A 25,767-nucleotide genomic window follows, 5' to 3' on the forward strand; every position below is an offset into this window, starting at 1 on the left:
GTATAGCTTGTTTTATCAGGAAATTGTATTGTTTCAAATAAAAAAATCAGCTTTTCAGCTGATTTCAGATGATTGGTAAAGACAGGGGTGGATCCCCTGCCGTTTAGCCATATATTCAAGTCAATGTAAACCTTTACAAAAAAGCCGGAACCGGCGTAGTGCAGATACCGGCTCTTCTCTCGGCTTTTTCAGCAATGATTAATAGATCCAGCCTGTCATGAGTTGTTGATATGATACTAACTCTTCATCCTTAAAGAAAATATTAATCTCACGCTCAGCGCTTTCCAGAGAATCAGAGCCGTGGATAATATTTTTTCCGACAAACATGCCGAAATCCCCGCGAATGGTGCCTGGCAATGCTTCTTTAGGGTTTGTTTTTCCAATCAGCTGCCTGGTCACTTCAACGACATTTTCGCCTTCCCACACCATCGCAAAAACTGGTCCGGAAGTAATAAACTCAACAAGTTCTCCAAAGAAAGGCTTCCCTTGATGTTCGGCATAGTGTTTCTCAGCCATTTGTTCAGTTACTCTCATCAGCTTTGCGCCAGCCAATTGTAAGCCCTTACGTTCGAATCTAGATAAAATTTCCCCGACCAGCTGCCGTTGGACACCGTCCGGTTTCACCATGATAAAAGTCTTTTCCATCACATTCTCCACCCCATCATATGTATGTATAGGCTTTCACATTGCACACCGAAATCGTAACATCTTTCAGATAATTAATCAATCCGGGGCGGAGAAATTTCTTAATATCTACAAAAAATTAAAATTTTCTTTTGCCGATATATTTTGCGATGGCTGCAAGAGAAGAACGCGCACGCCCTCTCGGAAGCGTGTTAAGTTTTTGGAAAGCTTTTTGCAGATACATCTCGCTCACTGCCATCGATGCTTCAATTGCATCTGTCTTTTTGATTTCTTCAATAATGGGCGCAAGCTGTTCTTGTGTCGTCTCGCTGTTAATTAATTTAAGCTGATTCTTTAAAGCTGGTTTTTTTAATGCATATAGGACAGGCAATGTAACATTTCCTTGAAGCAAGTCGCCTCCAACCGGTTTCCCCAGTTCTTCTTCAGTTGAAGTAAAATCAAGAATATCATCAATGATTTGATAAGACATGCCGACATAATATCCAAACCAGTAGAGCGCCTTATGAATCTTCTCTTCAGCTCCGGACGCAATAGCCCCCAGCTGACAGCTGACAGCGATAAGAAGCGCCGTTTTTCTCTTTATGCGCCGCAGGTACGTTCTGAGATTCTGTTCCATGTTGTATTTGTCTTTGATTTGTTCAATCTCTCCAAGACACACTTCAACAATGGTCTGTGACAAAATCCGATGCGCTTTCGGTTCATTAATTCTCGTCATCATTTCAAGAGATCCGGCAAGCATATAATCGCCTGTATACATCGCAATTCGGTTATCCCATTTGGCTTTGATCGTCGGCTTTCCCCGGCGAAGCTCCGCATCATCAATGACATCATCATGAACCAATGATGCCATATGAATCATTTCCAGAGTGACAGCGACATATTTAATCTTATTGATATCGTAATCGCCAAACATGCCGGAAAGCAGAACGAAGACAGGCCGAATCCGTTTGCCTCCTGCCTGCAATAGATGAAGACCCGCCTCGCTCAAAAGCGGATAATCGGAGCGTACAGTTTGTTCAAGCTCCCTTTCAATTACATCAATATCGTCATTTAAAAAAGAGTAGGCCATTTTAAATTTCATATCATTCACCCAAACATCTGTGTTTTCATTTCCATCCGATATGCGTGGCTGCGACTCCGCCAGTAAACGAATGATATTTGACATTTTTCAGACCCGCCTCTTCAAACAGGCCTGCCAATTCCTTCATACCAGGAAATTCTCTGGCTGACTCTTGGAGCCACGAGTATTCTTTATAGCTTTTCGCAAACAGCTTCCCGAAAAACGGCATAATATACTTAAAGTACATAAAATAAGCCTGTCTAAACCCAAACATTTCAGGCTGTGAGGTTTCCAGGCATACTACTTGTCCGCCAGGCTTCACCACACGTCTCATTTCTTTCAGTACGGTCAAATAATCCGGCACATTACGCAGACCGAAACCAATTGTTACAAAATCAAATGTATTATCATCAAAAGGGAGCTCCATTGCATTTCCGTGCAGCAGTTCGATTTGACTGTAACCGCCGTCTTTTACTTTCTGTTTGCCGACGCTCAGCATGTTTTCGCTGAAATCCAAACCCTTTATTTCACCGGTTTTACCGGCTGCTTTTGCAAGAGCAATCGTCCAGTCAGCTGTTCCGCAGCAAACATCAAGAGCTTTGGCGCCTTCTTTTACACCCATGATGCGCATCGTTTTATCACGCCATTTTTTGTGCTGCTGAAAACTGATGACAGAGTTCATTTGGTCGTAGTTTTTATATATTTTTTCAAATACTCCGTGTACGCGCTGTTCTTTTGAGTCCTGCATAATGGTTACCCTTCTTCCACTTTCTGATGATAAGTTTGGTCTTGGCTGATTGTCTTCAGGCGGTTTAATAAAATTTGCTGAATAGGTGAGCTTAGAGGCAGAAGTGACTCAATGCTGTTCTTTGCTTTCTTAAAACACTCTTCCAGCATCTCTTCTTTTGTTTTCCCCAGCTGTATAACACTGCCGATCACATCTAAAAATGTATCATTTCCGGTCATAAGCCGCTTATATACAAAAAAATCACTCGATAGCTTCTTCCAGCGCGGGAGATTGAAATGTTCAGACACCCGATGGAATAAAGCTGATTCAACGATGCCGACACTTTCGAAAAAATGGTGTTCGTCCTTTACAGATCGGTCATACAGACGAATTTTATGTTCATTGATTTCTTTAATTGCTGTAGCGAGCGTTCTAATCATGTAGATATCCTTCATTTCAGATAGTAATGAATAGTACAGTCCGCTGAAATAATCGCCTGCAAGAACAGTCAATTGGCGGTTCTTGTTTTCGTCTCGTTTTATGACTCTGGCTGTCGTTACTTCATCATGGGTATCAAGGGCGCTTTGTACAAGCATCGCTGTTACAATATAATTTTCTCTGTCATTGTTTTTTATGTCGGCTTCCTCAAATAATGCATGAAAAAGAAGAAGCTTATCCTCATCGATCTTAGGCGCAGAAATATGCTTCGCTAAATAAGGATGAGACAGCTTTTGTTTTATTTTCGTGTTCAGATTGGCTAAAGTTCCGTAGATGTCTTGCAAAAATATCACCCTTGTCCCCAAATTCACATTTATTTCTAAATCATATGTATCAGTTTTATTTTGTCATAAGATTACGCAGGTATCATTATAGCATAAAAAAACAAATTGGCTGTATCCTCCCGCTGTTTGCGAGCATTTGCTTTAAAACAGCGGGGACAGCCAGCTTATTTTTTTTCGCTTTTCATTTCTCCGTATGCGGTTTGAATGAGCGCCTCTCCTCTGACTTTAATGGCAGAAGTATGCTCTGTAAACTGAGCAATGATCACTTCTCCCTTGTCGAGTTTTTCGGAATGGTGAAACTTTGTGTCCGTTCCCCTTGTCAGGCCGATCACATTCACTCCATCCTCAATTGCTTTAATGACGACAAAATCGCTTGAATGCTTTTCGTTCATTTATAGCACCCTCTATCTTTATTAGTCCTGGCGTTTAATATGTTCCAATACTTCTGAACGTGCAGCAGCATCATCTTTGAAAATGCCTCTGACAGCTGAAGTGACTGTTTTGGCGCCCGGCTTTCTTACGCCCCGCATTGTCATGCACATATGCTCCGCTTCAACAACAACCATTACGCCATGCGGATCAAGCGTTTCTACGATGCTTTCTGCAATTGTAGAAGTGATGCGCTCCTGAAGCTGCGGACGCTTTGCAACTGCCTCAACGGCACGCGCCAATTTGCTGAGCCCTGTGACTTTTCCGCCCCGCGGTATATATGCAACATGTGCTTTTCCGTAAAAAGGAACAAGGTGATGCTCACACATAGAATGAAACGCGATATCTTTTACTAGAACAAGCTCCTCATGGTCTTCACCGAAGATAGTCTGGAAATGTTCTTTTGGATCTTCATTCAAGCCGGAGAATACTTCGGCATACATCTTTGCGACTCGTTTCGGAGTATCAAGAAGCCCTTCTCTGTTTGGGTCCTCTCCGATCGCTTCTAAAATTTGACGAACAGCTTGTTCGATTTGTTCTTTATTAACTTCTTTCATGTTCTGTGTCCTCCACCAATGAATACATTTAATTTCGATTCTAGCACACATGCCCCGCTAAAAGCAAAGTGAATGCACACGCTCCTAAAAAAATGAAAAGCCCCTTAAGAAGGGGCTTTTCTGTGAAGAAATAAAGTGTATGTAATCTAGATGCATACACGATCTATATTCACAATTATTTTCCGGCAACTGCGTCTTTAAGCGCTTTACCTGGTTTGAAAGCAGGTACTTTGCTTGCTGGAATTTCGATTTCTTCACCTGTTTGAGGGTTGCGTCCTTTACGTGCAGAACGTTCACGCACCTCGAAGTTACCAAAACCGATCAGTTGGATTTTATCACCGTTTTTAAGTGCATCTAAGATCGTATCAAAAACAGAGTCAACTGCTTTTGTAGCGTCTTTTTTAGACAATTCGCTTGCTTCCGCAACCGCATTAATAAGTTCTGTTTTGTTCATGCCTTTCACCTCCTCCCAAAAGGAATAAGCTCAGTTCGTTTATTATCATTTCTTCACAGTTCAGTCTGATTCTAAACCTGCCTGAGAAAAAAATCAGACAAGCAAGAGAAAGACAATTAAACGGCTTTTAAGAAAAACTGCACTCCAAGGAATGTTTGTCCATCAGAGTGAAGAATTTCTGTATGTAGAGTAACACATATAAAAAGCCATATCAAGCATTTTAAAGCGTCAATCCCTTGCTCGTCAAGGATTTAACGTGATTTATCGAACAAATATTCCTTTTTTTCCTTTTTTCATCCTATTCCTTGATCCTTTTCCAATATTAAGAGCAAAGAAAAAAGACCTCCTATTCTATAAAGAGGTCTTCCCGCATTACAGGATAATGGCGATTAAGCCGCCTGATCCTTCGTTTATGATTCTTTCTAATGTTTCTTTTAATTTATATCGTGCGTTTTCAGGCATCAGTGAGAGCTTTGCCTGAATCCCTTCTCTCACGATAGAGCTGAGCGATCTTCCAAAAATGTCAGAGTTCCAAATTGAAAGCGGATCATCCTCAAAGTCCTGCATTAAGTAACGCACCAGTTCCTCGCTTTGTTTTTCAGTTCCGATAATCGGCGCAAATTCGCTTTCGACATCCACTTTGATCATATGGATTGACGGTGCGACAGCTTTCAATCTTACGCCGAATCTGGAGCCTTGCCGTATAATTTCCGGCTCATCCAGACTCATGTCAGTTAAAGCAGGCGCTGCAATGCCGTATCCCGTCTGTTTGACCATTTTTAAGGCGTCGGACACCTGGTCATATTCCGTTTTCGCATGGGCAAAATCCTGCATCAGCTCAAGCAGGTGGTCTCTGCCCCTGATTTCAACGCCAACCACTTCTTTTAGGATTTGATCATATAAATGGTCGGGCGCATACAAATCAATTTCTGCAACCCCTTGGCCGAGCTCAATCCCGGCTAATCCGGCACTTTCAATAAACTCAAACTCGCTGAATTGACCGACAACCCTGTCGACATCACGGAGCCGTTTAATATCCTTAACAGTTTCCTTCACTGATTCCTGATAGCTCTCGCGCAGCCAATGGTTTTCTTTCAGCACCATGACCCAGCTTGGAAGATTTACATTTACTTCAAGCACAGGAAACTCATAAAGAGCCTCTCTGAGAACATTCAGTACATCGTTTTCCCGCATACTTTCTACGCTCATTGCCAAAACAGGGATATCGTATTTCTCGCTTAAATCCTGGCGCATCGCCTCTGTCTCCGGGTGATACGGTTTTACTGAGTTAATGACCATAATAAAGGGTTTTCCGACTTCTTTCAGCTCTTCAATGACTCTTTCTTCTGCCTCTATATAGTCACTTCTGGCGATATCACCAATCGTGCCGTCTGTCGTAATAACCACTCCGATGGTCGAATGTTCTTGAATCACCTTCCGCGTTCCGATTTCAGCAGCCTCATGAAACGGGATCGGTTCTTCGTACCAAGGTGTATTAATCATCCGCGGGCCGTTTTCATCCTCGTATCCTTTTGCACCCGGCACTGTGTAGCCTACACAATCTACTAATCTTATATTGACATCGAGTCCGTCTGATACATGAACAGACATCGCCTGATTCGGAACAAATTTAGGCTCTGTAGTCATAATCGTTTTTCCGGCTGCGCTTTGAGGCAGTTCATCCTGCGCACGTGCCCGGTCTGCTTCATTACTGATATTCGGGAGCACCACAAGCTCCATAAATTTCTTAATAAACGTAGATTTCCCTGTACGGACAGCACCAACGACTCCTAAGTATATATCGCCTCCTGTTCGTTCAGCGATATCCTTGAAAATATCGACCTTTTCCAAGTGATCCCCTCCCGGACTTCCTATCCTTATCAATTTTATTAACCTTTTTCAATCAAACACAGGACACTATATGTGTATGACGTTGTCCTATTTCAATATGACATCTTCAGAAAATTTTCCATCCTTAATCTATTAAAGTATAAAAAAACCTTTCTCCCTATTTGTATGCAAGGGAGAAAGGTTCATTCCTTTTTTATATCATTTTCTAAAAAAACAGGTTCTTGTTTGTCATTAACGGTATATTTCACTGAAAATGCGGGGACGAAAGGCGTCTCTTCCCATATTATGTCCTGTATTTCCGTGCCGGGTTTAAAAGTTTTTTTGCTTTTTTTGAGACAGGAAACGAGCTCTGTCCGATAGTCGGCATAAATGTCTCCGTCTCCGTCAATCATAAGCGGCAGGGAGTTTCCTGAGATTGGGCTTGTGACAGAAAGAGAATCAGCCTCCCCTAGTTTTTTCCCATCAAGCGTAAACAAGTCACGCGCTAATACATCCTGATATGGCGGATATTTATGTTCTTGGCGGTACATTTGAACGCGTAATTTGATATCACGTATTTTTTCCGCCATCTTTACATCAATCAGTTTAACAGTCGGATTGTTCTCTACATCGACAAGCACGTATTGATAGTCTCCGCCGCTTTCATATGCCGTGCTTGGAGGTTCAGCCATATATCTCGGCGCTAAACGGTTAAAATCTATCGGATATTTTTGATAAAGCGGTGTTGACATATCTTTTGTTTGAATCGGAAGCAGTCCTCCGTTTGCCTTTTGAAATTCATCAACGGCTGATTGAACCAGCTTTAATTGGTCCTGATAAGGAGTGGCTTGTACACTGCTTTTCCGCTCATGCGGATATAAACATCCAGATAAGAAAATCACTGCTACAAAAATCATAGCGCACTTCAGTTTACCCATACAGCACTTCCTTTTACAGCTTTATTCATTAACAGGGCCGCTGAATACCACCACAAATACAATAATTCCTGAAATCAATACACACATGTAAGCAAACGATGAAACCGCAATCTTCAGAAAACGGTTTCTGCATTTAAAACGGCTTAAATAGATACATGCTACGGCCAGAAACATCAGCCCCATGGAACCAAGGGCAAACCACATTTTGATCAATGCCAGACTCAAATGACCCGCGCCCCCTCCGACATTTGTTTTGTAAGCGTTACATTTCATTTTAATATACAGCGCTTGAAAAGATCAACCAGATTTTCCATCCTTTGATAAAATAAAAAAACTGAAGCAAAGAGGGGGACTTTGCTTCAGTCAAATTGACTATATTCACCTACGTTTAAGAAACACTCTCTTGGACTTCGATGCTATAGTATGCGACTTTGCATACAGATGCATCCTCTCTTGCCTAAATCGGCAAAATGTTTCAGGAGATCCCAAGGCATGGGTATTCTTCTGTGTTTCGGGCTTTCGTGCAATTAGAATATGCGGATTTCTATTCCGTTGACACCTTTATTTAACTTGGTTATCAAATGTATTCACCAAGTCCTCCATCTCGTGGGTTTTCCCTCTCGCCATTAAGGATTCAACAGCGGTTTCTACCTTTTGTCCATTAAACAGAACTTGATGAAGGGCTTCTGTAATCGGCATTTGCACCTGATATTTTTCTGAAAGCTGGTAAGCCGCTTTTGTCGTGCGCACTCCCTCAACGACCATTCCCATTTCTTCGAGAACGTCCTCAAGCTTGTACCCTTTTCCGAGTAAATTGCCGGCACGCCAGTTTCTGGAGTGAACACTTGTGCACGTAACAATCAGGTCTCCGACACCTGTCAATCCGGAAAACGTTAGCGGATTCCCGCCCATTTTTGTGCCGAGTCTCGCAATTTCAGCAAGACCCCGCGTAATCAAAGCAGCTTTGGCATTATCGCCGTATCCTAAGCCGTCTGTGATGCCAGCAGCAAGGGCGATAATATTTTTCAAAGCGCCTCCGATTTCTACACCGATAATGTCAGGATTTGTGTACACCCGAAAATTGTGGTTTATAAACAGATCCTGCACCTCTTCTGCAGCCTGCATGCTCTTTGAAGAGGAAGTGACGGTTGTCGGATGCCGGAGTCCTACTTCTTCAGCATGGCTCGGCCCGGAGAGCACGACAATGTCCTTTCTGACATCACTCGGGAGCTCAAATTCCATAATTTCAGAAATACGCAGGAGCGAATCCGGCTCTATCCCCTTACTCACATGAACAAAAACTGCTTTTTTCGTCATAAAAGGCACTGCCTGTCTCAACACTTCCCGAATTGCTTTGGTCGGAACAGCAACTATGATGAAATCTGCGTCTGACACAGCTTCTTTCATATCTGTTGTCCCTTTCATAGTTGTAGGCAGCTTAACATTTGGCAAATAGTCTTTATTCTCATGCAGTTCATTGATTTGATGTATTAACTCTGCACGGTGAGCCCAAACGCATACTTCATTTCCGTTATCAGTTAAAACCAAAGCCAGCGCGGTTCCCCAGCTCCCTGCTCCAAGCATTGTTACTTTTTTCACTTTGATTCACACCTTTTTATTTTCTAGCTCTTGCAAATATTTTGATTGGTGTCCCCTCAAAACCGAACGCGTCTCTGATTCGGTTTTCTAAAAATCGTTCGTATGAAAAATGCATCAGTTCGGGATCGTTTACAAACACAACAAAACTCGGCGGCTTCACCGCAACTTGAGTCGCATAATAAATTTTCAAGCGTGACCCGTTATGAGTCGGTGTCGGGTTCATTGCCACCGCATCCATAATGATGTCATTTAAGACATTCGTCTGGACACGAAGTGAGTGATTTTCACTTGCTTTAATGATTGCAGGCATGAGCGTATGAATCCGTTTTGTCGTTAATGCTGACATGAACAGAATCGGTGCATAGTCAAGAAATTGAAAATGGTCGCGGATATTTTGTTCAAATTCTTTCATCGTGCTTTCATCTTTGTCAACAGCATCCCATTTATTCACTACGATCACGACAGCCTTGCCTGCTTCATGTGCATAACCCGCGATTCGCTTGTCCTGTTCGATAATGCCTTCCTCGCCGTCAAGCACCACCGCAACAACTTCAGAGCGGTCGATGGCTTTCAGCGCCCGCAGCACGCTGTACTTTTCAGTCGTTTCATACACTTTACCTTTTTTTCTCATGCCGGCAGTGTCTACAATGACAAAATCCTGCTGGTTATAAGTAAATGTTGTATCAACGGCATCTCTTGTTGTTCCTGCCACATTACTCACAATGACACGATCTTCGCCAAGTATCGCGTTTACCAGAGAAGACTTTCCTACATTCGGGCGTCCGATCAGGCAAAATTGAACGACTTCATCATCGTATTTTGTTTCAGGGATATTTTTGAAATGCTCCGCTGCGGCATCCAGTAAATCTCCGAGTCCCAGCCCGTGTGTTCCTGAAACCGGATACGGTTCACCAAAGCCCAGCGAATAAAAATCATAAATATTCGCTCTCATTTCTGTGTTATCCAGTTTATTTACCGCTAAAACAACAGGCTTTTTCGTGCGGTACAAAATTTTCGCTACTTCTTCATCAGCAGCAGTCACACCTTCACGGCCATTCACCATAAAAATAATGACATCCGCTTCATCCATGGCGATTTCGGCCTGCTCGCGTATCTGTGTTAGAAACGGCTCATCACCGATATCAATACCGCCCGTATCAATCAAATTAAAATCATAATTCAGCCATTCAGCCGAGCTGTATATCCGATCCCTTGTCACACCAGGGGTATCTTCTACTATTGAAATTCTTTCACCCGCAATCCGATTAAAGATTGTGGATTTTCCTACATTCGGTCTCCCGACAATGGCTACGACAGGTTTACCCATAGTACCCTTCCTTTCGATCCAGCCGCTTTCATTTTTACATAAATTCTCAACCGGTTATTTAAATCATCTCATTCACTTTTATGAAAAGAAACCCTTCAGAGGAAGGGCTTAACTCATTTATTATATCAGTTTTTACTGGGATCACAACTATTCTTAAAAATGTTTCACGATCAAATAAACATCTTCCCCAATTCTATGAGCAATTCCGTCAAGGATTGCCTCAAGGTTTTTAGCGAAAAGCTCCATCTCTTTTTGGTCATTACAAAAAAAGATGGGCGTTCCTCCTGAAGCACGGTTCCGGTTTGTCGTGATAACAGACAAAATCACTTTCGTCAGCGATTCACTCATCCTATCACCTTATCCTGTTTTTTGATAAATTCCGTAGGCATTCTGATCGCGTTTTCCAAAGTCGGAACATTGCTGATAATCTGAACAGCTGTTTCCGGGTGATGAATTTGGGGCAGGACAAAAACGCCCACTCTTCCGTCATTAAGATCCCGTTTCGCGATTGGCGTCAGGGACGGCTCCCCTGAGTCCCGATACACCCCCAGCACATTGGAGACATCAAATAAAATGGCCTGGCGCTGACCCAGGTTGGCAATGGTTGCAGCTGAATTAAAATTTTTAGGCGTTAAAATAAACCCCATGCCATGCTTTAAAATCAGCTCCTGTTTCTCCGGAAGTCCGATGTTCATCATATAAATATTATCTACAAACAGACCCGGCCCTTCGAAGTGAGGCTCTATGTACTCAATATCGACAATATCTTTCAATACACTGCCGGACATAAATTTCATCGCTAACAAAAAACAAACAACAGCGGTGATGACAGCAGCCCAGATTGAGAAAAACACGTACGCCGATGTTGTCAAAAGAGCAGTAAAAATTACGATATAATTTCTGCTTTCAAACGCAATGGCGATTCCTTCAATGTAAGTGCTTCCTCTTGAGACAAGTTCGTACGAATCCATTTGTGTCAACGTATTCCGCTCCATATTTCTGACATCTCTGAATTGAGTGGCTGCAAGTGTCAAAAACGTGATGGCCGTAAACTCCTCCTGTAATAGCGCAGGCATAATAATTGCCCCTAACCCTGCCGCAATAAGCCCAAGTGCAATATGAATGACTTTTCCGTGAATATAGGTCGGATACTGACGGTAATCTGTTTTCAGCATATACAGCCTTGTGGCGACTCCTGCTACGACCCCCGCAATAATCGGATAGATGTAATCACTCATGACATTTTAGTAGCTCCTTTGTTTGATCTTTTGCCTCTCTGGCCAATTTGACTGGCGAGCTGTTCATATTTTGATATGCCAAACAGCAATATCGTTCCCGCAGAGCACGCGTTAAGCCATTGAAAACCTCCGACAGCCGTATGCCCTGCCAATTGTTGAATGACAAAAGAATACACCAGTTCGCCTTGGCACATTCCTAGAACATATAAGGCAAGCTGCATCTGAAAATCCCTTTCAACAGAAGCAGTCAAAAGCACACATAATACAACAGCGGTCCACTCAGGTTTTATGATGAACCAAACCGGATCATATAATGCAAAAAGATAAACAAACGCATACCCGGAAACAAGCGTCAGGTGCACCATGATATAGCGAAATCGTTTATACATCCCTAAATATCCGGCATAGACGCACCCGCAAACGAGAAACATCACGTACGCCGCATTCAGAGAAAAATATAAAGTAAAGTGATGTATGCTTAAGATGATATTAGTCAAAATAAATACTGAGACGGCAAAGCGCCTTTTCGTCTTTCCAAGAATAAAGGTTGTCAGCACCCACAAAAACCACATTGACCAATAATAATAAAATTGTTCCATATCGCTTCCTCCATACTCCCAGTATGGAGTCTAAACACTTTTTTTAAACAAACCGCTTCACGTAAAGGAGAATGATCATGGGAAAAGACAGACAGGAGAAAAAACTCAAGGCTTCGGGCAGAGTGGAATCAGACCGGGACCAATCGATTCACTATGACGGAGCCACCAGCCTTGAACAAAACGGCAAATTTAAAAAGCGTAAATCATAATACAAAAAGCCCAAAACTCACACCGTTTTGGGCTTTTCTTATACAGCTGTCAACGCACATTGTAATTGGAAGTATGAATGCCTCTCTCTGTCAGCCAGTGATGAGTCTCACCTTTTATGACAAGAGGAGCCTTTTGCAAATCAGAAATCGTACTGGTGCCAAGCACAGTCATAATCATTTTTAATTCCTCTAGGATCAGCTGAATCTCTTCAAGCAGCCCTTCTTCGCCTTTTTCAGTCAGCGCTTTTAAGAAGTGCCCTGCCATTCCGGTACAGGAAGCCCCAAGAGCTATCGCCTTCGCGACATCAAGCGCATTTTGAAGGCCGCCGGACGCAATCGTAGTTTTACCGGGAAACTCAGAGCGGATTTCCGCCAAGCTCGCTGCTGTTGAAATCCCCCATGAGTTGAAAAAAGTGATCTTCCGCTGTCTTCGGAGATTTTCTATTTTCGAGAAATTTGTTCCTCCGTAACCGCCGATATCAACAGCTGCCGCACCAGCTTCATACAGCTTTCTTGCTGATTCTTTGCTCATTCCGAAGCCTACTTCTTTTATTATGACAGGCACTTTGATTTCGCTGCAGATCTGTTCAATACGGGAAAGAGCGCCGCTAAAGCTTCTGTCGCCTTCAGGCATGACAATTTCCTGAATCACATTCAGGTGAATCTGCAGCGCATCCGCCTCAATCATTTCGACAGCTTCCTTCGCCTGACGAGCTGTCGCCTCACTGCCCAAGTTGGCAAAAATCAGCCCATTCGGATTTTCCTTTCGGACGATTTCATACGAATAGCGTTCAGACGGGTCTTTTAACGCCGACATTTGTGAGCCGACAGCGAGAGGAATATCAGCTATACGAGCTGCTCTAGCAAGCGCCTTATTAATTTCATATGTAAGTTGTCCGCCGCCGCCAGTCATTGCATTGATAAAAATCGGCGAACTGCTTGAAAGTTCGCCGATTTTTGTGGAAATATCTACTTGTTCTAATGCAAGATCGGGCAGACTGACATGAACAAACGTAATATCATCAAGACCCGTCTCCCGCTTTTGGCCGGTAGACAGGGCATGATTGATGTGTTCTCTTTTCCGTTCTGCTCGAGTCACGTTTATCACCAATTATTTTAGTTTATTAAGCTTATCTCCGATCAGATCTCCAAGCTGGAAGCCAGTGCTTGTTTCTTCCTTCGCCTGATATTGGCGGTAATCCTCTTGATCGGCTTTAGGAGCTTCTTCAAGCTCACGCATGCTTAATGAAATGCGCTCTTCATTTTCATTCACATCAAGAACCTTCACTTTTACAGTCTGTCCTTCTTCAAGGACTTCATGCGGCGTGCCGATGTGTTTATTAGAAATTTGAGAAATATGAACGAGACCTTCTACGCCAGGAAGAATTTCAACAAACGCACCGAAGCTCACGAGGCGCTGAACCTTTCCTTCAAGCACATCACCCGGCTTGACTTTCTCGCCAATTTGGCTCCAAGGCCCAGGCAGCGTTTCTTTAATAGATAAAGAAATACGCTCATTATCCCGGTCAACCGATAATACTTTCACTTTCACTTCCTGTCCCTCTTCCACAACATCAGACGGCTTTTCAACGTGGGAGTGGGAAAGCTGTGATATGTGCACAAGCCCGTCGATACCGCCGATATCAACAAACGCACCAAAGTCAGTCAGGCGCTGCACTTTACCATCGAGCACACTTCCGACTTCTAGAGACTGAAGAAGGTCTTGTTTTTTATTCGCCTGCTCACTTTCAACAACCGCACGGTGTGAAAGGATGACGCGGTTTTTATCACGGTCAAGCTCTACTACGAGCAGAGACAGTGTTTTTCCTTTATAGTCGGTAAAATCTTCTACAAAATGCGCTTCTACAAGTGATGCCGGAATAAAGCCTCGAACGCCGATATCAACCACTAGACCGCCTTTTACGACATCTTTCACTTCAGCTTCAAACACTTCTTTTGTTTCAAATTTTTTCTCAAGGTCTTCCCAAGCGCGGTCTGCATCAACAGCACGTTTAGATAAAATCAAAGCATCGTCTTCCACTTTTGTTACTTTCAGGTCAAGCTCGTCGTCTACTTTTACGACATCCGATGCTTTCTCTACATGAAGACTTGATAATTCACTGATTGGAATAATACCGGACTGTTTGACATTGATAATTTCAACATCCACATGCTTGTCCTCTACCTTTGTCACAATCCCTTTTACTACATCTCCAACCTCTGGTACTTGAACATCAATTTGATTCATTTCCTCTGTCATTTGAATAACCTCCTTGGTCCAAACCTACACAGCTTAATTAAAAACGGTTTGAAAGCTGAACACGTATCATGCATGTCCGCTTTTAGCCGAATATGTATTAAAGAATCATCCAAAAAAGATTTTGAATGATCAATAAAAAGTTTTATTAGTATTAACTTCTAATAAAAGGACAGGTTTGTCAAGCAATAACATTCTTTCTTTGTTGAAAAATTCAAAAAAAGTGGCCTCCGCCGGTATCAGCGGGACTTTTGCTCCACTACATCAAGGATTTTTTCAGCAACTTCCTGAATGGAGAGAGAAGTCGTGTCGATTTCAAGCGCGTCATCTGCTTTTCGAAGCGGAGAAACTTCGCGCTCTGAATCGAGCTTATCTCTTCTTGCAATTTCCTCAATTAATGTTTCGTAGTTGGCATCGTAGCCTTTTTTTACGTTTTCTTCATAACGGCGTTTCGCTCTCTCTTCAACAGATGCCAAAAGAAAGATCTTCACTTCGGCGTTTGGAAGCACATGAGTTCCGATATCACGTCCGTCCATGACAACACCGCCTTTTTCCCCGAGCTGCTGCTGGCGTTTCACCATTTCTTCCCTGACGCTTCTGTGCTTGGCAGCAATTGAGACTTGATTGCTGACCTCGTCTTTTCTGATGTCCTCAGTCACATCTGTGCCGTTGACAAGCACCTTTTGTCCTTCTTTTGTTGTAATCAGCTCAATATCGGTTTGCTTTAACAGCTCAGCTAATTTTGCTTCATCTGTCAAATCAACTTTTTCTTGTAAAGCCACATATGTAATGGCCCGATACATCGCTCCTGTATCAATATATATGTACGATTTTTTCTCAGCCACAATTTTGGCAACGGTGCTTTTCCCCGCAGCAGCCGGGCCGTCGATCGCAATCGATAATTTCTTTTCCATAATTCCTCTCCTTGCTCTTTTCTCCTCTATGGATTGTATCATGAACTTTATGAAAAAGGGTGAAAAATTCATGAATAATTAATGTTTGAAGGTTTCTACCCAATCATTAACTTCCATTTTATCCACCCCTTCATATTGAATCACTTTTGAGACATAAGGTTCAATATGCTGATAGTGAAAAAGAAACTGGATACCAAGTAAAATCACTGCCTGAATGAACAATAATTTGAGCAGCAGCCGTTCAAAGGTCTTCATCAGCCCACCTCCATCACAAATAGTATGGAAGTGTTTGCCGATGTTTATTCCAATCGTCCCTTTCTTCTCTTGTTTACCTGGCGGCGTATGCAATACTGAAGAAGGAGCTGCTGATCACTGGCTGAAATCTCCGAATACTCCAAGGTCATTTTACGTTTGCCTGATTTTGAATCATTATAAACACGCCTGACAACCGCGTCAGCCTCTATTTGATTCGTTTTCTCCCCATCCTGAAGGCTGATGAACAGGCGCAGCGTATCCCCGTGCTGAAAAGAATAGCCATCTGTCACAATCAAAGCAATACCGCCGGCGCTGATATTGTACGAGAGTGTATGAAACCCGTCTTTTTCATCTGCCGGCTCGACCAGCACATCCAATACCGCGTCAGTTCTTACATATTGGCGGCGCTGAATTCGCTTCATTTTTTCACGGGGAGGCACTTCAAGGCAGATCATTTGAAGCTTGTCCTTCACTTTTCCCTTAATGCGGCTTGAGAAGCGGTAAGGCACTTCGTCTTTACCGAAAAACTCTACCGTTACTTCAATATTTTGAAGTAAAATCACGGTTCTTCCTGTGTTTACATCAACCGGATATGCGATCAGGAGCTCTCCGTTTTCTATACTCACGGCTTTGCTCTTTGCTATTTTTAAATCATTTTCTTCTATGTATTCTAAGTGTACAGTTTCCCCAATCTCTATCATTGACTTCACTCTTTCGCATTCAATATACTCACTTTTTATTAAAGCATGTAATGAAAAAAAGGAAAAGACTTTTAGTCCTTTCCTCCTAGTTTTTATAGGTCTTTATATATAGGTTCAGCATTTTTTAGTTTTTCAACTTTCTCTTCCGTTCCGTCATTAGCATTTATATACATTCTGAATGTATCATTTTCAATCGTACCCAGCATTTCATAGCATAATACTTCCTGTCCTAATTCATTTGTGATCACAGCAAGCCTTGTTTCTCTCACTTCTACACTTTTGTTTAATTTTGCTTTCGCATCTTGTTCAGAGATAGCCGGCTTTGGTATGTCTCTTTTTCTGTGGGATGTTAAGAAATCTCGCGCTGAAAAGCCGACAACCTCGCCGTCATCCAAGGCAACTTTCATACGGATGGCTTCTGGATACATCCGGACATTATTTTCTATTGGAACATATGAGAATACACCGATTTTATCGTATTGCGCACTTTCATCGATTTCCAGATCTTTTGTTTCATATCCGTTTTTCTTTAGAAAAGCAAGGGCTCGATTCGATCCGTCATTCAAGCTGATTTTCTGATCTTTCACTTCTCTGTTTTGGATTAAATAAACCGGGTGTCCGCCTTTTTTTGTAATATCCATATATATCGCTGCTTTATGATCAGGATCTTTCATACTGATACTGTAGACGTCACGGTTTGTTTTTTTTCCGCTCTTTATCACTTTGATTGCATAATTGTCATCAGGTGCAAAGCGTTGGGCAATTTGTTTGGCTTCCTGTGCAGAAATTTCTTTTCCCTTCAGATGTGCAAAACCCTTCTCTTCTTTTTTGGTGCTGGTGAAACTTGGCCCAAGATCTGTTCCTGAGGCAAAGGATCCGACATTTTTTTCAACCGTTTTAAAGCTATTGATGATCGTGTTATCACTCTGTTTTTCATCAGAGGCCAGCGCCATCTCTACATCCATCCAGCGCAAGTTCTTGCTCATAACAAGGTGCTGAACGTGGCGCAGTTCATTTTGTATATCTTCTGATTGCTGATAAAGCTTATTTAACGAAGTATACTCTTTTTCATCGAGCGGTTTTTGATCCAAATCTCTGATTGACGTTTTATAGCTGAAATCACCGATCTTAGATAACAGCTCTTCCGTTTTGTTAAACGGCATTAATGTAAGCGGCAGCTGACTGACACTGTTATGGGCTTCTGATGTAATTCTCCAAACATCTATCAATGCGGGGGACAGTGATTTTTTGCTGTTCATGGCAAGCGTTGCACCAATTTTATCATGCAGCTGGTCTACCTGATAGGTCAGCTCATGAAACGCCCGCTGATAGTTATTTTCAGCATGAAGAAGGACAGCGTCTTTTTCCTGGTGCTCTTTGTATCCCCAGTAACTAGTACCGACAATTGCAATACCGAGCACTGCGATTAAAATAGCTCTGATCATTTATCACACCTCATTTTTATGCTTTCTTATGTCCTGCTACTCACAGAAAATGTGTTTACCGATTCTCTTAATCTGCGGGCGCCCCCAAATCCACGCGCTGGTAGCTGTATCCGGATTAAAGTAATATAGCGCTTCCTCGGAAGGGTCCCAGCCATTAATGGCGTCTAATACTGCTTCTTTTGCTGTTTCGTTCGGCTGCATATAAATTTGTCCGTCAGCCACCGCTGTAAAGGCAAGCGGTTCAAAAATAACACCTGCTATTGAATTTGGAAATAACGGACTGTTTAAACGGTTCAAGATAACTGCTGCAATAGCAACCTGTCCCTCGTACGGCTCCCCACGCGCTTCCCCGTAAACCGCTTGAGAAAGCAGCCGAATATCATTATTGGAAAAACCGCCCGGCATGTTAGCTGCAACCGCATCCTGTTTTTTGGTTTTTGCAGGCGTGTTATTGTTTTGCTGTTTATTCGCTTGCGGCTGCTGTGTTATTTTTTCAGCAGGCTGTTTCTGCCGCGTCTCTGCTTGCTGCCTTGCTTTTTGAGTCGCTGTTTTTGACGGTTTTGTTTGGTATTTCAGCGGTATTTTTCCGTAATGCGTGAATTTATTTCCTTTTTGAAGCTGCTCCATGACATATTCACGGTAATATTTAGACTTACATATCAAGGTCTTTTTGGTTTGGGCTCCGACCAGACCGTCTACCTCTTTTAAGCCGAATTGATCCTGAAAGTTCCGTACTGCCCAGTATGTCCCCCATCCATAAACCCCGTCAATTTTCCCATTATAATATCCGTTATATTGAAGACGCGCCTGCAGTTCGATCACATCGTCCCCTGTTGCCCCTCTTTGAATGACTTGATTAGAAAAGGCTGAAATGGTTTCAGTATTGATAAACGTCGTAATGATAAAGGAAAATAAGATGAGACATGCCATAATCGATCCTTTGGACTTCATTTTTTCAAGCCTCCTACAGCAAATTTTTGAGTGTAATCGTATTTTCTGTAACAAGGTTATTTTTATACACTCTTTCCTTCTTATCCCTCACAGCTTAAAAATTTCAGCAAATCAAAAAGCCGCACTATCGCTGTGCGGCTCTTCTATATCTGCATCATATTGACGGAACGGGCTTTTTTGCTTTTCGCAAACCAAACCACCATAAAAATAACATAAATGGAAGCATGTAATAGATCCAATTACTGAGGGCTGTCAGGATAAAGTCATACGACCCATGTAAAAGTGAAGGTACGGCCAACGAAAGGAAAAGCCATTTTGCACGTGCTTTTTCAGCGGAAAAACGCGCTTTCCCTAGATAAAACCCCATAATCACGCCAATTAAGGCATGGCATGAAACGGGCAGCAGCGCTCTGACAAACGCATGCTCCACGCCATGTCCGATTAAATAAAGAATATTTTCGAGTGTCGCAAAACCGAGCGATACACTTGCGCCGTATACAATTCCGTCATAATGTTCATCAAAGTGGGCGTGCGGGTAAACACTGATCATTAAAATAAACCATTTTAATGATTCCTCCAAAAAGCCAGAAGACAAAAAAGAAACAAAAAAGCTTCCGCCTCCCACATTCTCTTTTTCAAGCACATACTGGATAAACATGGTGGGAAATACAAGAACAACCCCAAGAAAAAATGACCGAAGCACCATATGTACAGGTTCATTATCATACTGATCTTTTAAATAAAAATAACTTAACAGCGCGATGCCGGGAGCAATTCCTGCAGAGATGATTGCAAACATCAGGCAACCTCTTTCCTTTATATTCCTATGTCTATCCTATCATGTTGTGTATGAATTTACATCTGTCTGCCCTTAAAAAAACAAAAAGAGCATACGAATCCTTCATATGCTCTCCTCTTTTCACTTATCTTCTCTTTTTGCGATTTCATTTGCGATGTGGCCGCCGTGAAATCTTCCGTTTTCAATAAATATTTCATTTGCATTGTTTCCGGCAGCGATGACCCCGGCAATAAAAACGCCCTCCACATTGGTTTCCATCGTTTCTTCATTAAAAAACGGACGCCCTGATTCCTCATCGATTTTCACACCGATTTTTTTCAAAAATTGATGATCAGGATGATAACCCGTCATGGCAAATACAAAGTCGTTTTTAATGGTAATCAGTTCCTGCTGGCCGGAGCGGAAAACGACTTCATCTTCAGTGATTTTTTCTACACAAGCGCCAAATTCCATTCGGATTGTACCGTTTCTTACTAAAGATTCGAATTCTGGCAGAATCCATGGCTTAATGCTTGTAGAATATTCATTGCCCCTATATAAAACGGTGACACGCGCTCCTGATTTGACGAGTTCAAGCGCAGCATCTACACTTGAATTTTTTCCGCCGATAACGACGACGTCTTTATCGAAATACGGATGTCCTTCCTTAAAATAATGGAATACCTTCGGCAAATCCTCACCAGGTACGTTCATATAGTTTGGATGATCATAATAGCCTGTGGCAATAATGCAGTATGGTGTTGAATACGTCTCTTTTGACGTTTCGATAACAAATGAATTGTTTTCTGCTTTTGTCACTTTTTGCACCATTTCAAATGCATTCACACGGATCTTTTTCCGCTTCACGACTTCTCTGTAGTACGACAAAGCCTGAATTCTGACAGGCTTTCTGTTTTCGGTAATAAATGCCACGTCACCGATTTCAAGCTTTTCACTTGAGCTGAAAAAGGTTTGATGCGTCGGATAATTGTAAATACTGTTAACGACATTGCCTTTTTCAATGACGAGGGCATCAATGCCAATTTGTTTTAGGTGAATGGCCGCAGATAACCCGCAAGGACCTCCGCCAATAATTATTGCTTTTTCTTCAATCATTTCCGTCAACTCCTGCGATTGGCATTCGATTCACATTTTTCTATTTCCAAATAAAAAAATCTCCTATTTTATCATAGGAGATTTTTATTTTTTATGCAAATCATCAACTTATATCCAGCCTCTAAAGCGCGAAGCCTCCGCCATTTTACGCACGCCTACCATATATGCGGCAAGTCTCATGTCGATTCTTCGGTTGTTGGCCATTTCATAAATATTGTTGAATGATTTTACCATCATTTTTTCTAATTTCTCTTCTACTTCTTCCTCGCCCCAGTAGAAGCCTTGGTTATTCTGAACCCATTCAAAATAAGAAACCGTTACGCCTCCCGCGCTTGCCAGTACATCCGGAACAAGCAGAATGTCACGGTCTGAAAGAATTTTTGTTCCCTCAAGCGTAGTTGGGCCGTTTGCTGCTTCAACAACGATTTTCGCCTGAATGTTATGGGCATTTTCTTCTGTAATTTGGTTTTCAATCGCGGCAGGAACTAAAATATCACAATCCAGTTCCAGCAGCTCTTGGTTCGTAATGGTATCGTTGAAAAGCTTTGTCACTGTGCCAAAACTGTCGCGGCGGTCGAGTAAATAATCAATATCCAGGCCTTCAGGATCATACAGTCCGCCGTATGCATCGGATATGCCGACAACCTTTGCCCCTGCATCATGCATAAATTTTGCCAAATAGCTTCCGGCATTTCCGAAGCCTTGAACGACAACTCGTGCACCTTTAATATCGATGCCTTTTTTCTTCGCAGCTTCTTTTATGCAGATGGTTACACCTTTTGCTGTCGCTGATTCTCTCCCGTGAGATCCGCCAAGCACAAGCGGTTTTCCTGTAATGAACCCAGGCGAATTAAATTCATCAATTCTTGAATACTCATCCATCATCCAAGCCATGATTTGTGAGTTTGTAAATACATCCGGTGCCGGCACGTCTTTCGTCGGACCGACAATTTAGCTGATAGCTCTGACATAACCCCTGCTAAGACGCTCCAACTCTCTAAACGACATATCCCTTGGATCACAAACAATTCCGCCTTTACCACCGCCATATGGAAGATCAATGATACCGCATTTTAAACTCATCCAAATGGAAAGTGCCTTCACCTCTTTTTCAGTTACGTTCGGGTGAAAACGTATCCCGCCTTTTGTCGGACCGACAGAGTCATTGTGCTGGGCACGATAACCCGTAAAAATCTTGACTGAACCGTCGTCCATACGAACTGGTATTTTTACCGTTAATAATCTCATCGGCTCTTTTAACAGTTCGTATACTTCTTCAGGATATCCCAATTTTTCCAGAGCCTTATGTATTACGGTTTGGGTTGATTTTAATACATCAAGTTTGTCCTCTTCTGTATGACCGGTGTTTCGATCGGCTGCCATTTGAGTTAACCTCCTAGAATCTTCTGTTTCTCACATGCTCCCTTTCAGAGAATAGTATACACCTTCATATGATCTATGCATAGGATAAACGTTATGTTTTTCCATGTTTTTTAACAAAAAAACCGCTGTAAAAAACAGCAGTTTTTCTTCCATTCTTATGAAAAATGAGTTTGGATTGTCTCTACAGCATTTCCGTCCATAATGAGCTTACCATACTCTTGTAAGCGATAAATCGTTAATGTTGTCGGATTGCCGTATTCAGCCAGGACCGCCACAACACCCTCGGCAGTCTGTGATCCCAAGTCTTCAAGGCTCAGGAAGTACTGTCCTTCATAGTGGTAGACAGTTCCTCCTGTGATACCGATCCGCTGTAAGCTTTCAGAAAGCTGAATGATATCTTCAAAGGAATGGAATTGATATATGATGTCCGCGCTTTCGTCAAGCTTGACTTGCATTTCGATGTAATCATCATCATACTCATCTTCTTCTGAATCCGCTTCTTGGTTCTTTGTTACGATCACAACCATCCCTTGTGCTTGGAGAGAATACACTTCCACTGCAATCGGTCCATTCGCTTCAAAGCCGAGCTCTGTATTTGCTTCATTCATCATATCTTTAAATAACTGGTGGACTTTAAATGAGTCCTTCCAGAGGTCTTCTTTTGTTAATCCACGATCAGTTAAATCATCGAGGGTCAAGAAGATTTTGATCTTATTATAATTCAGACGCTCAAGCCGCATAACGTTCCCTCCTGCCTCTACTTGCACACAAATCATATAACACATTATATGAGATGATGAGTCATAGGTTCTTAATTGTTATCAGTTTACACTGAGTTCACTAGTAAGACAAGCACAATGCAGTTTTTTATTGACACACTCTTTAGGGAAGTCATTCAGGTGCTGCAAGTGTCACGATGTGTGCCTCAGGCTCCGCCCCTAAACGAAGAGGCACTTTTGTTGTGCCGTACCCATTGCTGATGAGGTACACAGCATTTTTAACAAAACCGGTTGTCCCAAGCTCATAAGGGCCAAATTTCCCAAATCGAATCTGCCCGCCATGGGTATGCCCGCTGAATATGACATCAATACCGTCAGTTTCATTGATTTGTTGATGGATCTCAGGGTTATGGCAAACCAGAACGTTCACCTGGTTCCCGTCAATTTCTTTAATCGCTTCTTCATAATCATCCATCTCCATCCTGATGTCATCCACTCCGGCTATGGTGATGTTATGTCCGTTATACGTAAAAGGAACCGATTCATTTCGCAGCGTAATAATGCGGTGCGTTTTAAATATAGCATACAGTTCCCGCTGACTGATTTCATAATCATTGTTTCCCCAGACAAACATGACAGGGACTCCCAAACCCGCAAGCCTTCTGACGTTTTCCTCAATTCTCGAGCAGGGCACTCCGCCCTCAGCTAAATCACCCCCGATTATAATCAGATCCGGCTGATGGCCCTGCGCTTCCTCTAAAAGACCGTGATCAACCATACGTTTATGAATGTCAGATATAAAAAAGATCGTAAGAGGCGGCTTCCCCTTCATTTTGGATAACGTAAATGTATGAATTTTTAGGTGATTGCCTTTTGCCACTGAATACATTTTTGCCGTCATTGCCGCTGCTGCAATAGCCAATGCACCGGCAATTTTCATTGATCGCTTCATTAAAAACTCTCCATTCTTTTAGAACTTATCAATAAGACGGACAATAAAAAAAAGACGTTTCTATCGTTTGAGAAAACGCCCCATTTTATTTACTTTCAAAATATAGATTAATATCATATTGGTGCTTCATCAATCGAAAAACAGATTCTCTCGCCTTCCATTTATCAGGCTGCGGCCAAAGATCAGTGCTTTTCTGAATAATTTCACACCTCAGTTTATGGAAATCACCCTCGGCTTTTTCTTCTTTTTTCTTAAAATAATATGAAGTGCAGTATGCAAAAGCAGTTGCCATCATCCAGAATAAATAAAAGGTATGGCTGAGCATTTCTTGAAGAATGAGCTGAGGCGCCGGACTTTTGGTCATCATTAAAAGACATAATAAGCCCAGGCAAATGAGTGAGGTCCACCGCCACCTGCGGCATTGCGCAGCATAGTTTTCGTATTTTTGTTTTCGTTTCACCAACGCCTGTAGCATCTGTTTGGTCGGCGCGTCCGTAAATCGGTCCAGCTGGTTCCATAAGGATTCCATACGCTTCACACCTTGTCCCTTTTCATTGCTACAATATATGAACCTGCGATCAAAAAGATGCCCGCTAATAAGTCAAAGGGATGTCCAAAATTTGCCCGGTATAAACGTCATTTCCGTTCAAATGGTTATAGGCACGGATCTTTTCTTCTCCTGATCTGCTTTTATAATATTTCATGGAAATGCGGTACAGCGTTTCTTTCTTTTGAACGGTGTGCTGAACGATACGTTTTGCCTCCGTATCTTGAACTGGTTCAGACTGCTGCTGTACCTGTTCCTGCTCTTTTTGGAATGTTTTTTCCGGGGAGGGGGAAGCAGCCGCGCTTTTTGCTTCCTGTTTGTTTGCTGTGTCCTCTTTTTCCGCTACAGCTGGCTGCTTCTTATCAATTGTTGCTTCTGTTTGTTTCTCTGTCTTTTTGCCTTCAGATTTTTTTTTTGACTCTTCGCGCAGAACTGTCTCTTCCATTTCTTTTTTGGCCTCTGGTTTTTGGACCACCTCGTATTTACTCTGGCTGCTGTTTATAAAAACATCTTCATAATCATCGGGATTTCCCGGATGGCTTTTCATTAGATAAAATAAGGTGACAAAGACGATAACCGGCACAAATACAAACAGTACTGCGAGAGTGGTAAATAACGGCGTTCTTGTTTTGCCTTGCTTTTTTTCTTCTCTCTTTGATTTTTTACAGATTGTCTTGTCGGAAGGCTTTCTTCATCATCTTCGAAAAGGTCGTCCGCCAATGCGGTTTTATGGTCTTCATAAAGATTCTGGGCTTTTCTTCTCTCTACTCTAGACATGTTCGTCATGTGTATCCCTCCTAACATGTTCAAAACGAATCTGACAGGCAAACACGGCATCAATAATAAAATGCGCCGTTACCGGAACAAATAGATTGCCGGTCCATTCATAAATCAGTCCAAGCAAAAAGCTGATTGCCGTCACCATGATAAATAGCAGCCATTTTGTCAAATACCGAAAATGAAGAACAGCAAATACAAGACTGGCCGCCCATAAACCAATATGGGTCTGCAGCACTCCCCTGAATAACATTTCTTCAGCAAAAGAAATCAGAAGCGTTAAAAATATAATATGAGGGATTGGCCTTTTACTGAATAACTTTTTATTGATTCCGCCGTCATCATATAAATGAGGCGGACACCATTTCATGATTGCCATGTCGGCTAAAATGACAATAACCGCCAAAGAAACACCATACCAAATGATTCTTATATCCCTAATATGCCAGAGCCTGAAAAAATCACTTGCATCCTGAAAAAAAGAACAAAACGGCAGCAGCGGACACCATGATGATCAGAAGCTGTGTCATGTATAGCTGCTTCAGTATATCACGGTCAGACAAATGCTGGATCAAATC

At 42.2% G+C, this 25,767-nt stretch carries 27 protein-coding genes and 4 pseudogenes; 1 reads left to right on the forward strand and 30 read right to left on the reverse strand.

Annotated features, from left to right (window positions below):
- Positions 1-198: 198 nt before the first annotated feature.
- From ndk to AU387_RS19340, 15 genes are all read right to left on the reverse strand, one after another.
- The gene (gene ndk / locus AU387_RS19270; RefSeq protein WP_082687965.1) at positions 199-648 is read right to left on the reverse strand and encodes a nucleoside-diphosphate kinase; all 450 of its coding nucleotides are present in this window, start codon (positions 646-648) and stop codon (positions 199-201) included.
- Between the two features lie 115 nt (positions 649-763).
- Positions 764-1,726 carry a heptaprenyl diphosphate synthase component II gene (hepT, locus tag AU387_RS19275; RefSeq protein ID WP_059336687.1) on the reverse strand — a complete coding sequence of 321 codons (963 nt, stop codon included), beginning with the start codon at positions 1,724-1,726 and terminating at the stop codon, positions 764-766.
- A gap of 25 nt (positions 1,727-1,751) precedes the next feature.
- Positions 1,752-2,453 carry a demethylmenaquinone methyltransferase gene (gene menG / locus AU387_RS19280; RefSeq protein WP_044155066.1) on the reverse strand — a complete coding sequence of 234 codons (702 nt, stop codon included), beginning with the start codon at positions 2,451-2,453 and terminating at the stop codon, positions 1,752-1,754.
- Positions 2,454-2,458: 5 nt separating this feature from the next.
- Positions 2,459-3,214 carry a heptaprenyl diphosphate synthase component 1 gene (gene hepS, locus AU387_RS19285; RefSeq protein ID WP_024121870.1) on the reverse strand — a complete coding sequence of 252 codons (756 nt, stop codon included), beginning with the start codon at positions 3,212-3,214 and terminating at the stop codon, positions 2,459-2,461.
- A 164-nt stretch (positions 3,215-3,378) separates the two neighbouring features.
- Positions 3,379-3,606, reverse strand: coding sequence for a trp RNA-binding attenuation protein MtrB (mtrB, locus tag AU387_RS19290; protein WP_024121871.1), 228 nt, complete (start codon positions 3,604-3,606; stop codon positions 3,379-3,381).
- A 21-nt stretch (positions 3,607-3,627) separates the two neighbouring features.
- On the reverse strand, positions 3,628-4,200 hold the full coding sequence (folE, locus tag AU387_RS19295; RefSeq protein WP_010334745.1) for a GTP cyclohydrolase I FolE: 573 nt from the start codon (positions 4,198-4,200) through the stop codon (positions 3,628-3,630).
- Between the two features lie 175 nt (positions 4,201-4,375).
- Complete coding sequence (hbs, locus tag AU387_RS19300; protein ID WP_003153447.1) at positions 4,376-4,654, reverse strand: non-specific DNA-binding protein Hbs; 279 nt, start codon at positions 4,652-4,654, stop codon at positions 4,376-4,378.
- A 372-nt stretch (positions 4,655-5,026) separates the two neighbouring features.
- Entirely contained in the window at positions 5,027-6,505 is a 1,479-nt protein-coding gene (spoIVA, locus tag AU387_RS19305) for a stage IV sporulation protein A (protein ID WP_010334746.1), read from the reverse strand.
- Positions 6,506-6,687: 182 nt separating this feature from the next.
- Positions 6,688-7,422 (reverse strand): hypothetical protein, encoded by a 735-nt coding sequence (locus AU387_RS19310; RefSeq protein WP_059293690.1) that lies wholly within the window; start codon positions 7,420-7,422, stop codon positions 6,688-6,690.
- A 21-nt stretch (positions 7,423-7,443) separates the two neighbouring features.
- Positions 7,444-7,647, reverse strand: a complete 204-nt coding sequence (locus AU387_RS19315; RefSeq protein ID WP_024121873.1) for a DUF2768 domain-containing protein — start codon at positions 7,645-7,647, stop codon at positions 7,444-7,446.
- Positions 7,648-7,983: 336 nt separating this feature from the next.
- The gene (locus tag AU387_RS19320; RefSeq protein ID WP_044155027.1) at positions 7,984-9,021 is read right to left on the reverse strand and encodes an NAD(P)H-dependent glycerol-3-phosphate dehydrogenase; all 1,038 of its coding nucleotides are present in this window, start codon (positions 9,019-9,021) and stop codon (positions 7,984-7,986) included.
- Between the two features lie 16 nt (positions 9,022-9,037).
- A complete protein-coding gene (gene der / locus AU387_RS19325; RefSeq protein WP_010334750.1) occupies positions 9,038-10,348 on the reverse strand; it encodes a ribosome biogenesis GTPase Der in 1,311 nt (436 codons plus the stop codon).
- A 153-nt stretch (positions 10,349-10,501) separates the two neighbouring features.
- The gene (locus AU387_RS19330) at positions 10,502-10,696 is read right to left on the reverse strand and encodes a capping complex subunit for YIEGIA (RefSeq protein ID WP_024121875.1); all 195 of its coding nucleotides are present in this window, start codon (positions 10,694-10,696) and stop codon (positions 10,502-10,504) included.
- A complete protein-coding gene (locus AU387_RS19335) occupies positions 10,693-11,586 on the reverse strand; it encodes a YIEGIA family protein (protein ID WP_044155014.1) in 894 nt (297 codons plus the stop codon). The genes AU387_RS19330 and AU387_RS19335 overlap by 4 nt, the downstream gene beginning before the upstream one ends.
- Complete coding sequence (locus AU387_RS19340) at positions 11,583-12,185, reverse strand: YphA family membrane protein (protein WP_059336631.1); 603 nt, start codon at positions 12,183-12,185, stop codon at positions 11,583-11,585. Before AU387_RS19340 ends, AU387_RS19335 begins: the two co-directional genes overlap by 4 nt.
- Before the next feature lie 77 nt (positions 12,186-12,262).
- Between AU387_RS19340 and AU387_RS20880 the strand changes: the two genes are divergently transcribed.
- The gene (locus AU387_RS20880; RefSeq protein ID WP_010334754.1) at positions 12,263-12,394 is read left to right on the forward strand and encodes a YpzI family protein; all 132 of its coding nucleotides are present in this window, start codon (positions 12,263-12,265) and stop codon (positions 12,392-12,394) included.
- Positions 12,395-12,443: 49 nt separating this feature from the next.
- On the opposite strand, the gene fni is transcribed toward AU387_RS20880, so the two are convergent.
- The 15 genes and pseudogenes from fni to AU387_RS19410 all read right to left on the reverse strand — a co-directional run bounded on the left by fni (position 12,444) and on the right by AU387_RS19410 (position 25,764).
- Positions 12,444-13,493 carry a type 2 isopentenyl-diphosphate Delta-isomerase gene (gene fni / locus AU387_RS19345; RefSeq protein WP_059293687.1) on the reverse strand — a complete coding sequence of 350 codons (1,050 nt, stop codon included), beginning with the start codon at positions 13,491-13,493 and terminating at the stop codon, positions 12,444-12,446.
- A gap of 12 nt (positions 13,494-13,505) precedes the next feature.
- Complete coding sequence (rpsA, locus tag AU387_RS19350; RefSeq protein WP_024121879.1) at positions 13,506-14,654, reverse strand: 30S ribosomal protein S1; 1,149 nt, start codon at positions 14,652-14,654, stop codon at positions 13,506-13,508.
- Positions 14,655-14,890: 236 nt separating this feature from the next.
- Positions 14,891-15,565 (reverse strand): (d)CMP kinase, encoded by a 675-nt coding sequence (gene cmk, locus AU387_RS19355; protein ID WP_044155003.1) that lies wholly within the window; start codon positions 15,563-15,565, stop codon positions 14,891-14,893.
- A 78-nt stretch (positions 15,566-15,643) separates the two neighbouring features.
- Complete coding sequence (locus tag AU387_RS20885) at positions 15,644-15,820, reverse strand: YpfB family protein (RefSeq protein WP_063623048.1); 177 nt, start codon at positions 15,818-15,820, stop codon at positions 15,644-15,646.
- A gap of 44 nt (positions 15,821-15,864) precedes the next feature.
- Positions 15,865-16,521, reverse strand: a complete 657-nt coding sequence (dgrA, locus tag AU387_RS19360) for a cyclic di-GMP receptor DgrA (RefSeq protein ID WP_059336632.1) — start codon at positions 16,519-16,521, stop codon at positions 15,865-15,867.
- Positions 16,522-16,613: 92 nt separating this feature from the next.
- Positions 16,614-17,966, reverse strand: a complete 1,353-nt coding sequence (gene ypeB, locus AU387_RS19365; RefSeq protein ID WP_024121883.1) for a germination protein YpeB — start codon at positions 17,964-17,966, stop codon at positions 16,614-16,616.
- Between the two features lie 36 nt (positions 17,967-18,002).
- The gene (sleB, locus tag AU387_RS19370) at positions 18,003-18,917 is read right to left on the reverse strand and encodes a spore cortex-lytic enzyme (protein ID WP_044154987.1); all 915 of its coding nucleotides are present in this window, start codon (positions 18,915-18,917) and stop codon (positions 18,003-18,005) included.
- 143 nt (positions 18,918-19,060) lie between these two features.
- A pseudogene (gene prsW, locus AU387_RS19375) lies at positions 19,061-19,716 on the reverse strand (glutamic-type intramembrane protease PrsW).
- Between the two features lie 120 nt (positions 19,717-19,836).
- Complete coding sequence (locus tag AU387_RS19380; RefSeq protein WP_044154980.1) at positions 19,837-20,811, reverse strand: YpdA family putative bacillithiol disulfide reductase; 975 nt, start codon at positions 20,809-20,811, stop codon at positions 19,837-19,839.
- A 108-nt stretch (positions 20,812-20,919) separates the two neighbouring features.
- Positions 20,920-22,194: pseudogene (gene gudB / locus AU387_RS19385) on the reverse strand (NAD-specific glutamate dehydrogenase).
- Between the two features lie 155 nt (positions 22,195-22,349).
- A complete protein-coding gene (locus AU387_RS19390) occupies positions 22,350-22,934 on the reverse strand; it encodes a genetic competence negative regulator (RefSeq protein WP_010334765.1) in 585 nt (194 codons plus the stop codon).
- Positions 22,935-23,085: 151 nt separating this feature from the next.
- Positions 23,086-23,865: a metallophosphoesterase gene (locus tag AU387_RS19395; protein WP_059336633.1), complete on the reverse strand. Its 780-nt coding sequence runs from the start codon at positions 23,863-23,865 to the stop codon at positions 23,086-23,088.
- A gap of 85 nt (positions 23,866-23,950) precedes the next feature.
- Positions 23,951-24,394, reverse strand: coding sequence for a YpbF family protein (locus AU387_RS19400; RefSeq protein ID WP_044154976.1), 444 nt, complete (start codon positions 24,392-24,394; stop codon positions 23,951-23,953).
- Positions 24,395-24,458: 64 nt separating this feature from the next.
- Positions 24,459-25,198: pseudogene (locus tag AU387_RS19405) on the reverse strand (LysM peptidoglycan-binding domain-containing protein).
- Positions 25,182-25,764, reverse strand: a pseudogene (locus AU387_RS19410) (CPBP family intramembrane glutamic endopeptidase). The pseudogenes AU387_RS19405 and AU387_RS19410 overlap by 17 nt, the downstream one beginning before the upstream one ends.
- Positions 25,765-25,767 lie beyond the last annotated feature (3 nt).

The sequence above is a fragment of the Bacillus halotolerans genome, from assembly GCF_001517105.1.
GTDB classification, from domain to species: Bacteria; Bacillota; Bacilli; order Bacillales; family Bacillaceae; genus Bacillus; species Bacillus halotolerans.

What these genes read in the sequence shown, in the direction of transcription:
- mtrB (WP_024121871.1), bottom strand. Translation starts at nt 3,606, where the DNA reads ATGAACGAAAAGCATTCAAGCGATTTTGTCGTCATTAAAGCAATTGAG.
- AU387_RS19400 (WP_044154976.1), bottom strand. Translation starts at nt 24,394, where the DNA reads ATGGAATCCTTATGGAACCAGCTGGACCGATTTACGGACGCGCCGACC.
- hbs (WP_003153447.1), bottom strand. Translation starts at nt 4,654, where the DNA reads ATGAACAAAACAGAACTTATTAATGCGGTTGCGGAAGCAAGCGAATTG.
- dgrA (WP_059336632.1), bottom strand. Translation starts at nt 16,521, where the DNA reads ATGATAGAGATTGGGGAAACTGTACACTTAGAATACATAGAAGAAAAT.
- AU387_RS19380 (WP_044154980.1), bottom strand. Translation starts at nt 20,811, where the DNA reads ATGATTGAAGAAAAAGCAATAATTATTGGCGGAGGTCCTTGCGGGTTA.
- ypeB (WP_024121883.1), bottom strand. Translation starts at nt 17,966, where the DNA reads ATGATCAGAGCTATTTTAATCGCAGTGCTCGGTATTGCAATTGTCGGT.
- sleB (WP_044154987.1), bottom strand. Translation starts at nt 18,917, where the DNA reads ATGAAGTCCAAAGGATCGATTATGGCATGTCTCATCTTATTTTCCTTT.
- AU387_RS19395 (WP_059336633.1), bottom strand. Translation starts at nt 23,865, where the DNA reads ATGAAGCGATCAATGAAAATTGCCGGTGCATTGGCTATTGCAGCAGCG.
- rpsA (WP_024121879.1), bottom strand. Translation starts at nt 14,654, where the DNA reads ATGACAGAGGAAATGAATCAAATTGATGTTCAAGTACCAGAGGTTGGA.
- menG (WP_044155066.1), bottom strand. Translation starts at nt 2,453, where the DNA reads ATGCAGGACTCAAAAGAACAGCGCGTACACGGAGTATTTGAAAAAATA.
- folE (WP_010334745.1), bottom strand. Translation starts at nt 4,200, where the DNA reads ATGAAAGAAGTTAATAAAGAACAAATCGAACAAGCTGTTCGTCAAATT.
- AU387_RS20885 (WP_063623048.1), bottom strand. Translation starts at nt 15,820, where the DNA reads ATGAAGACCTTTGAACGGCTGCTGCTCAAATTATTGTTCATTCAGGCA.
- AU387_RS20880 (WP_010334754.1), top strand. Translation starts at nt 12,263, where the DNA reads ATGGGAAAAGACAGACAGGAGAAAAAACTCAAGGCTTCGGGCAGAGTG.
- hepT (WP_059336687.1), bottom strand. Translation starts at nt 1,726, where the DNA reads ATGAAATTTAAAATGGCCTACTCTTTTTTAAATGACGATATTGATGTA.
- AU387_RS19330 (WP_024121875.1), bottom strand. Translation starts at nt 10,696, where the DNA reads ATGAGTGAATCGCTGACGAAAGTGATTTTGTCTGTTATCACGACAAAC.
- AU387_RS19390 (WP_010334765.1), bottom strand. Translation starts at nt 22,934, where the DNA reads ATGCGGCTTGAGCGTCTGAATTATAATAAGATCAAAATCTTCTTGACC.
- der (WP_010334750.1), bottom strand. Translation starts at nt 10,348, where the DNA reads ATGGGTAAACCTGTCGTAGCCATTGTCGGGAGACCGAATGTAGGAAAA.
- AU387_RS19340 (WP_059336631.1), bottom strand. Translation starts at nt 12,185, where the DNA reads ATGGAACAATTTTATTATTATTGGTCAATGTGGTTTTTGTGGGTGCTG.
- cmk (WP_044155003.1), bottom strand. Translation starts at nt 15,565, where the DNA reads ATGGAAAAGAAATTATCGATTGCGATCGACGGCCCGGCTGCTGCGGGG.
- AU387_RS19310 (WP_059293690.1), bottom strand. Translation starts at nt 7,422, where the DNA reads ATGGGTAAACTGAAGTGCGCTATGATTTTTGTAGCAGTGATTTTCTTA.
- AU387_RS19335 (WP_044155014.1), bottom strand. Translation starts at nt 11,586, where the DNA reads ATGAGTGATTACATCTATCCGATTATTGCGGGGGTCGTAGCAGGAGTC.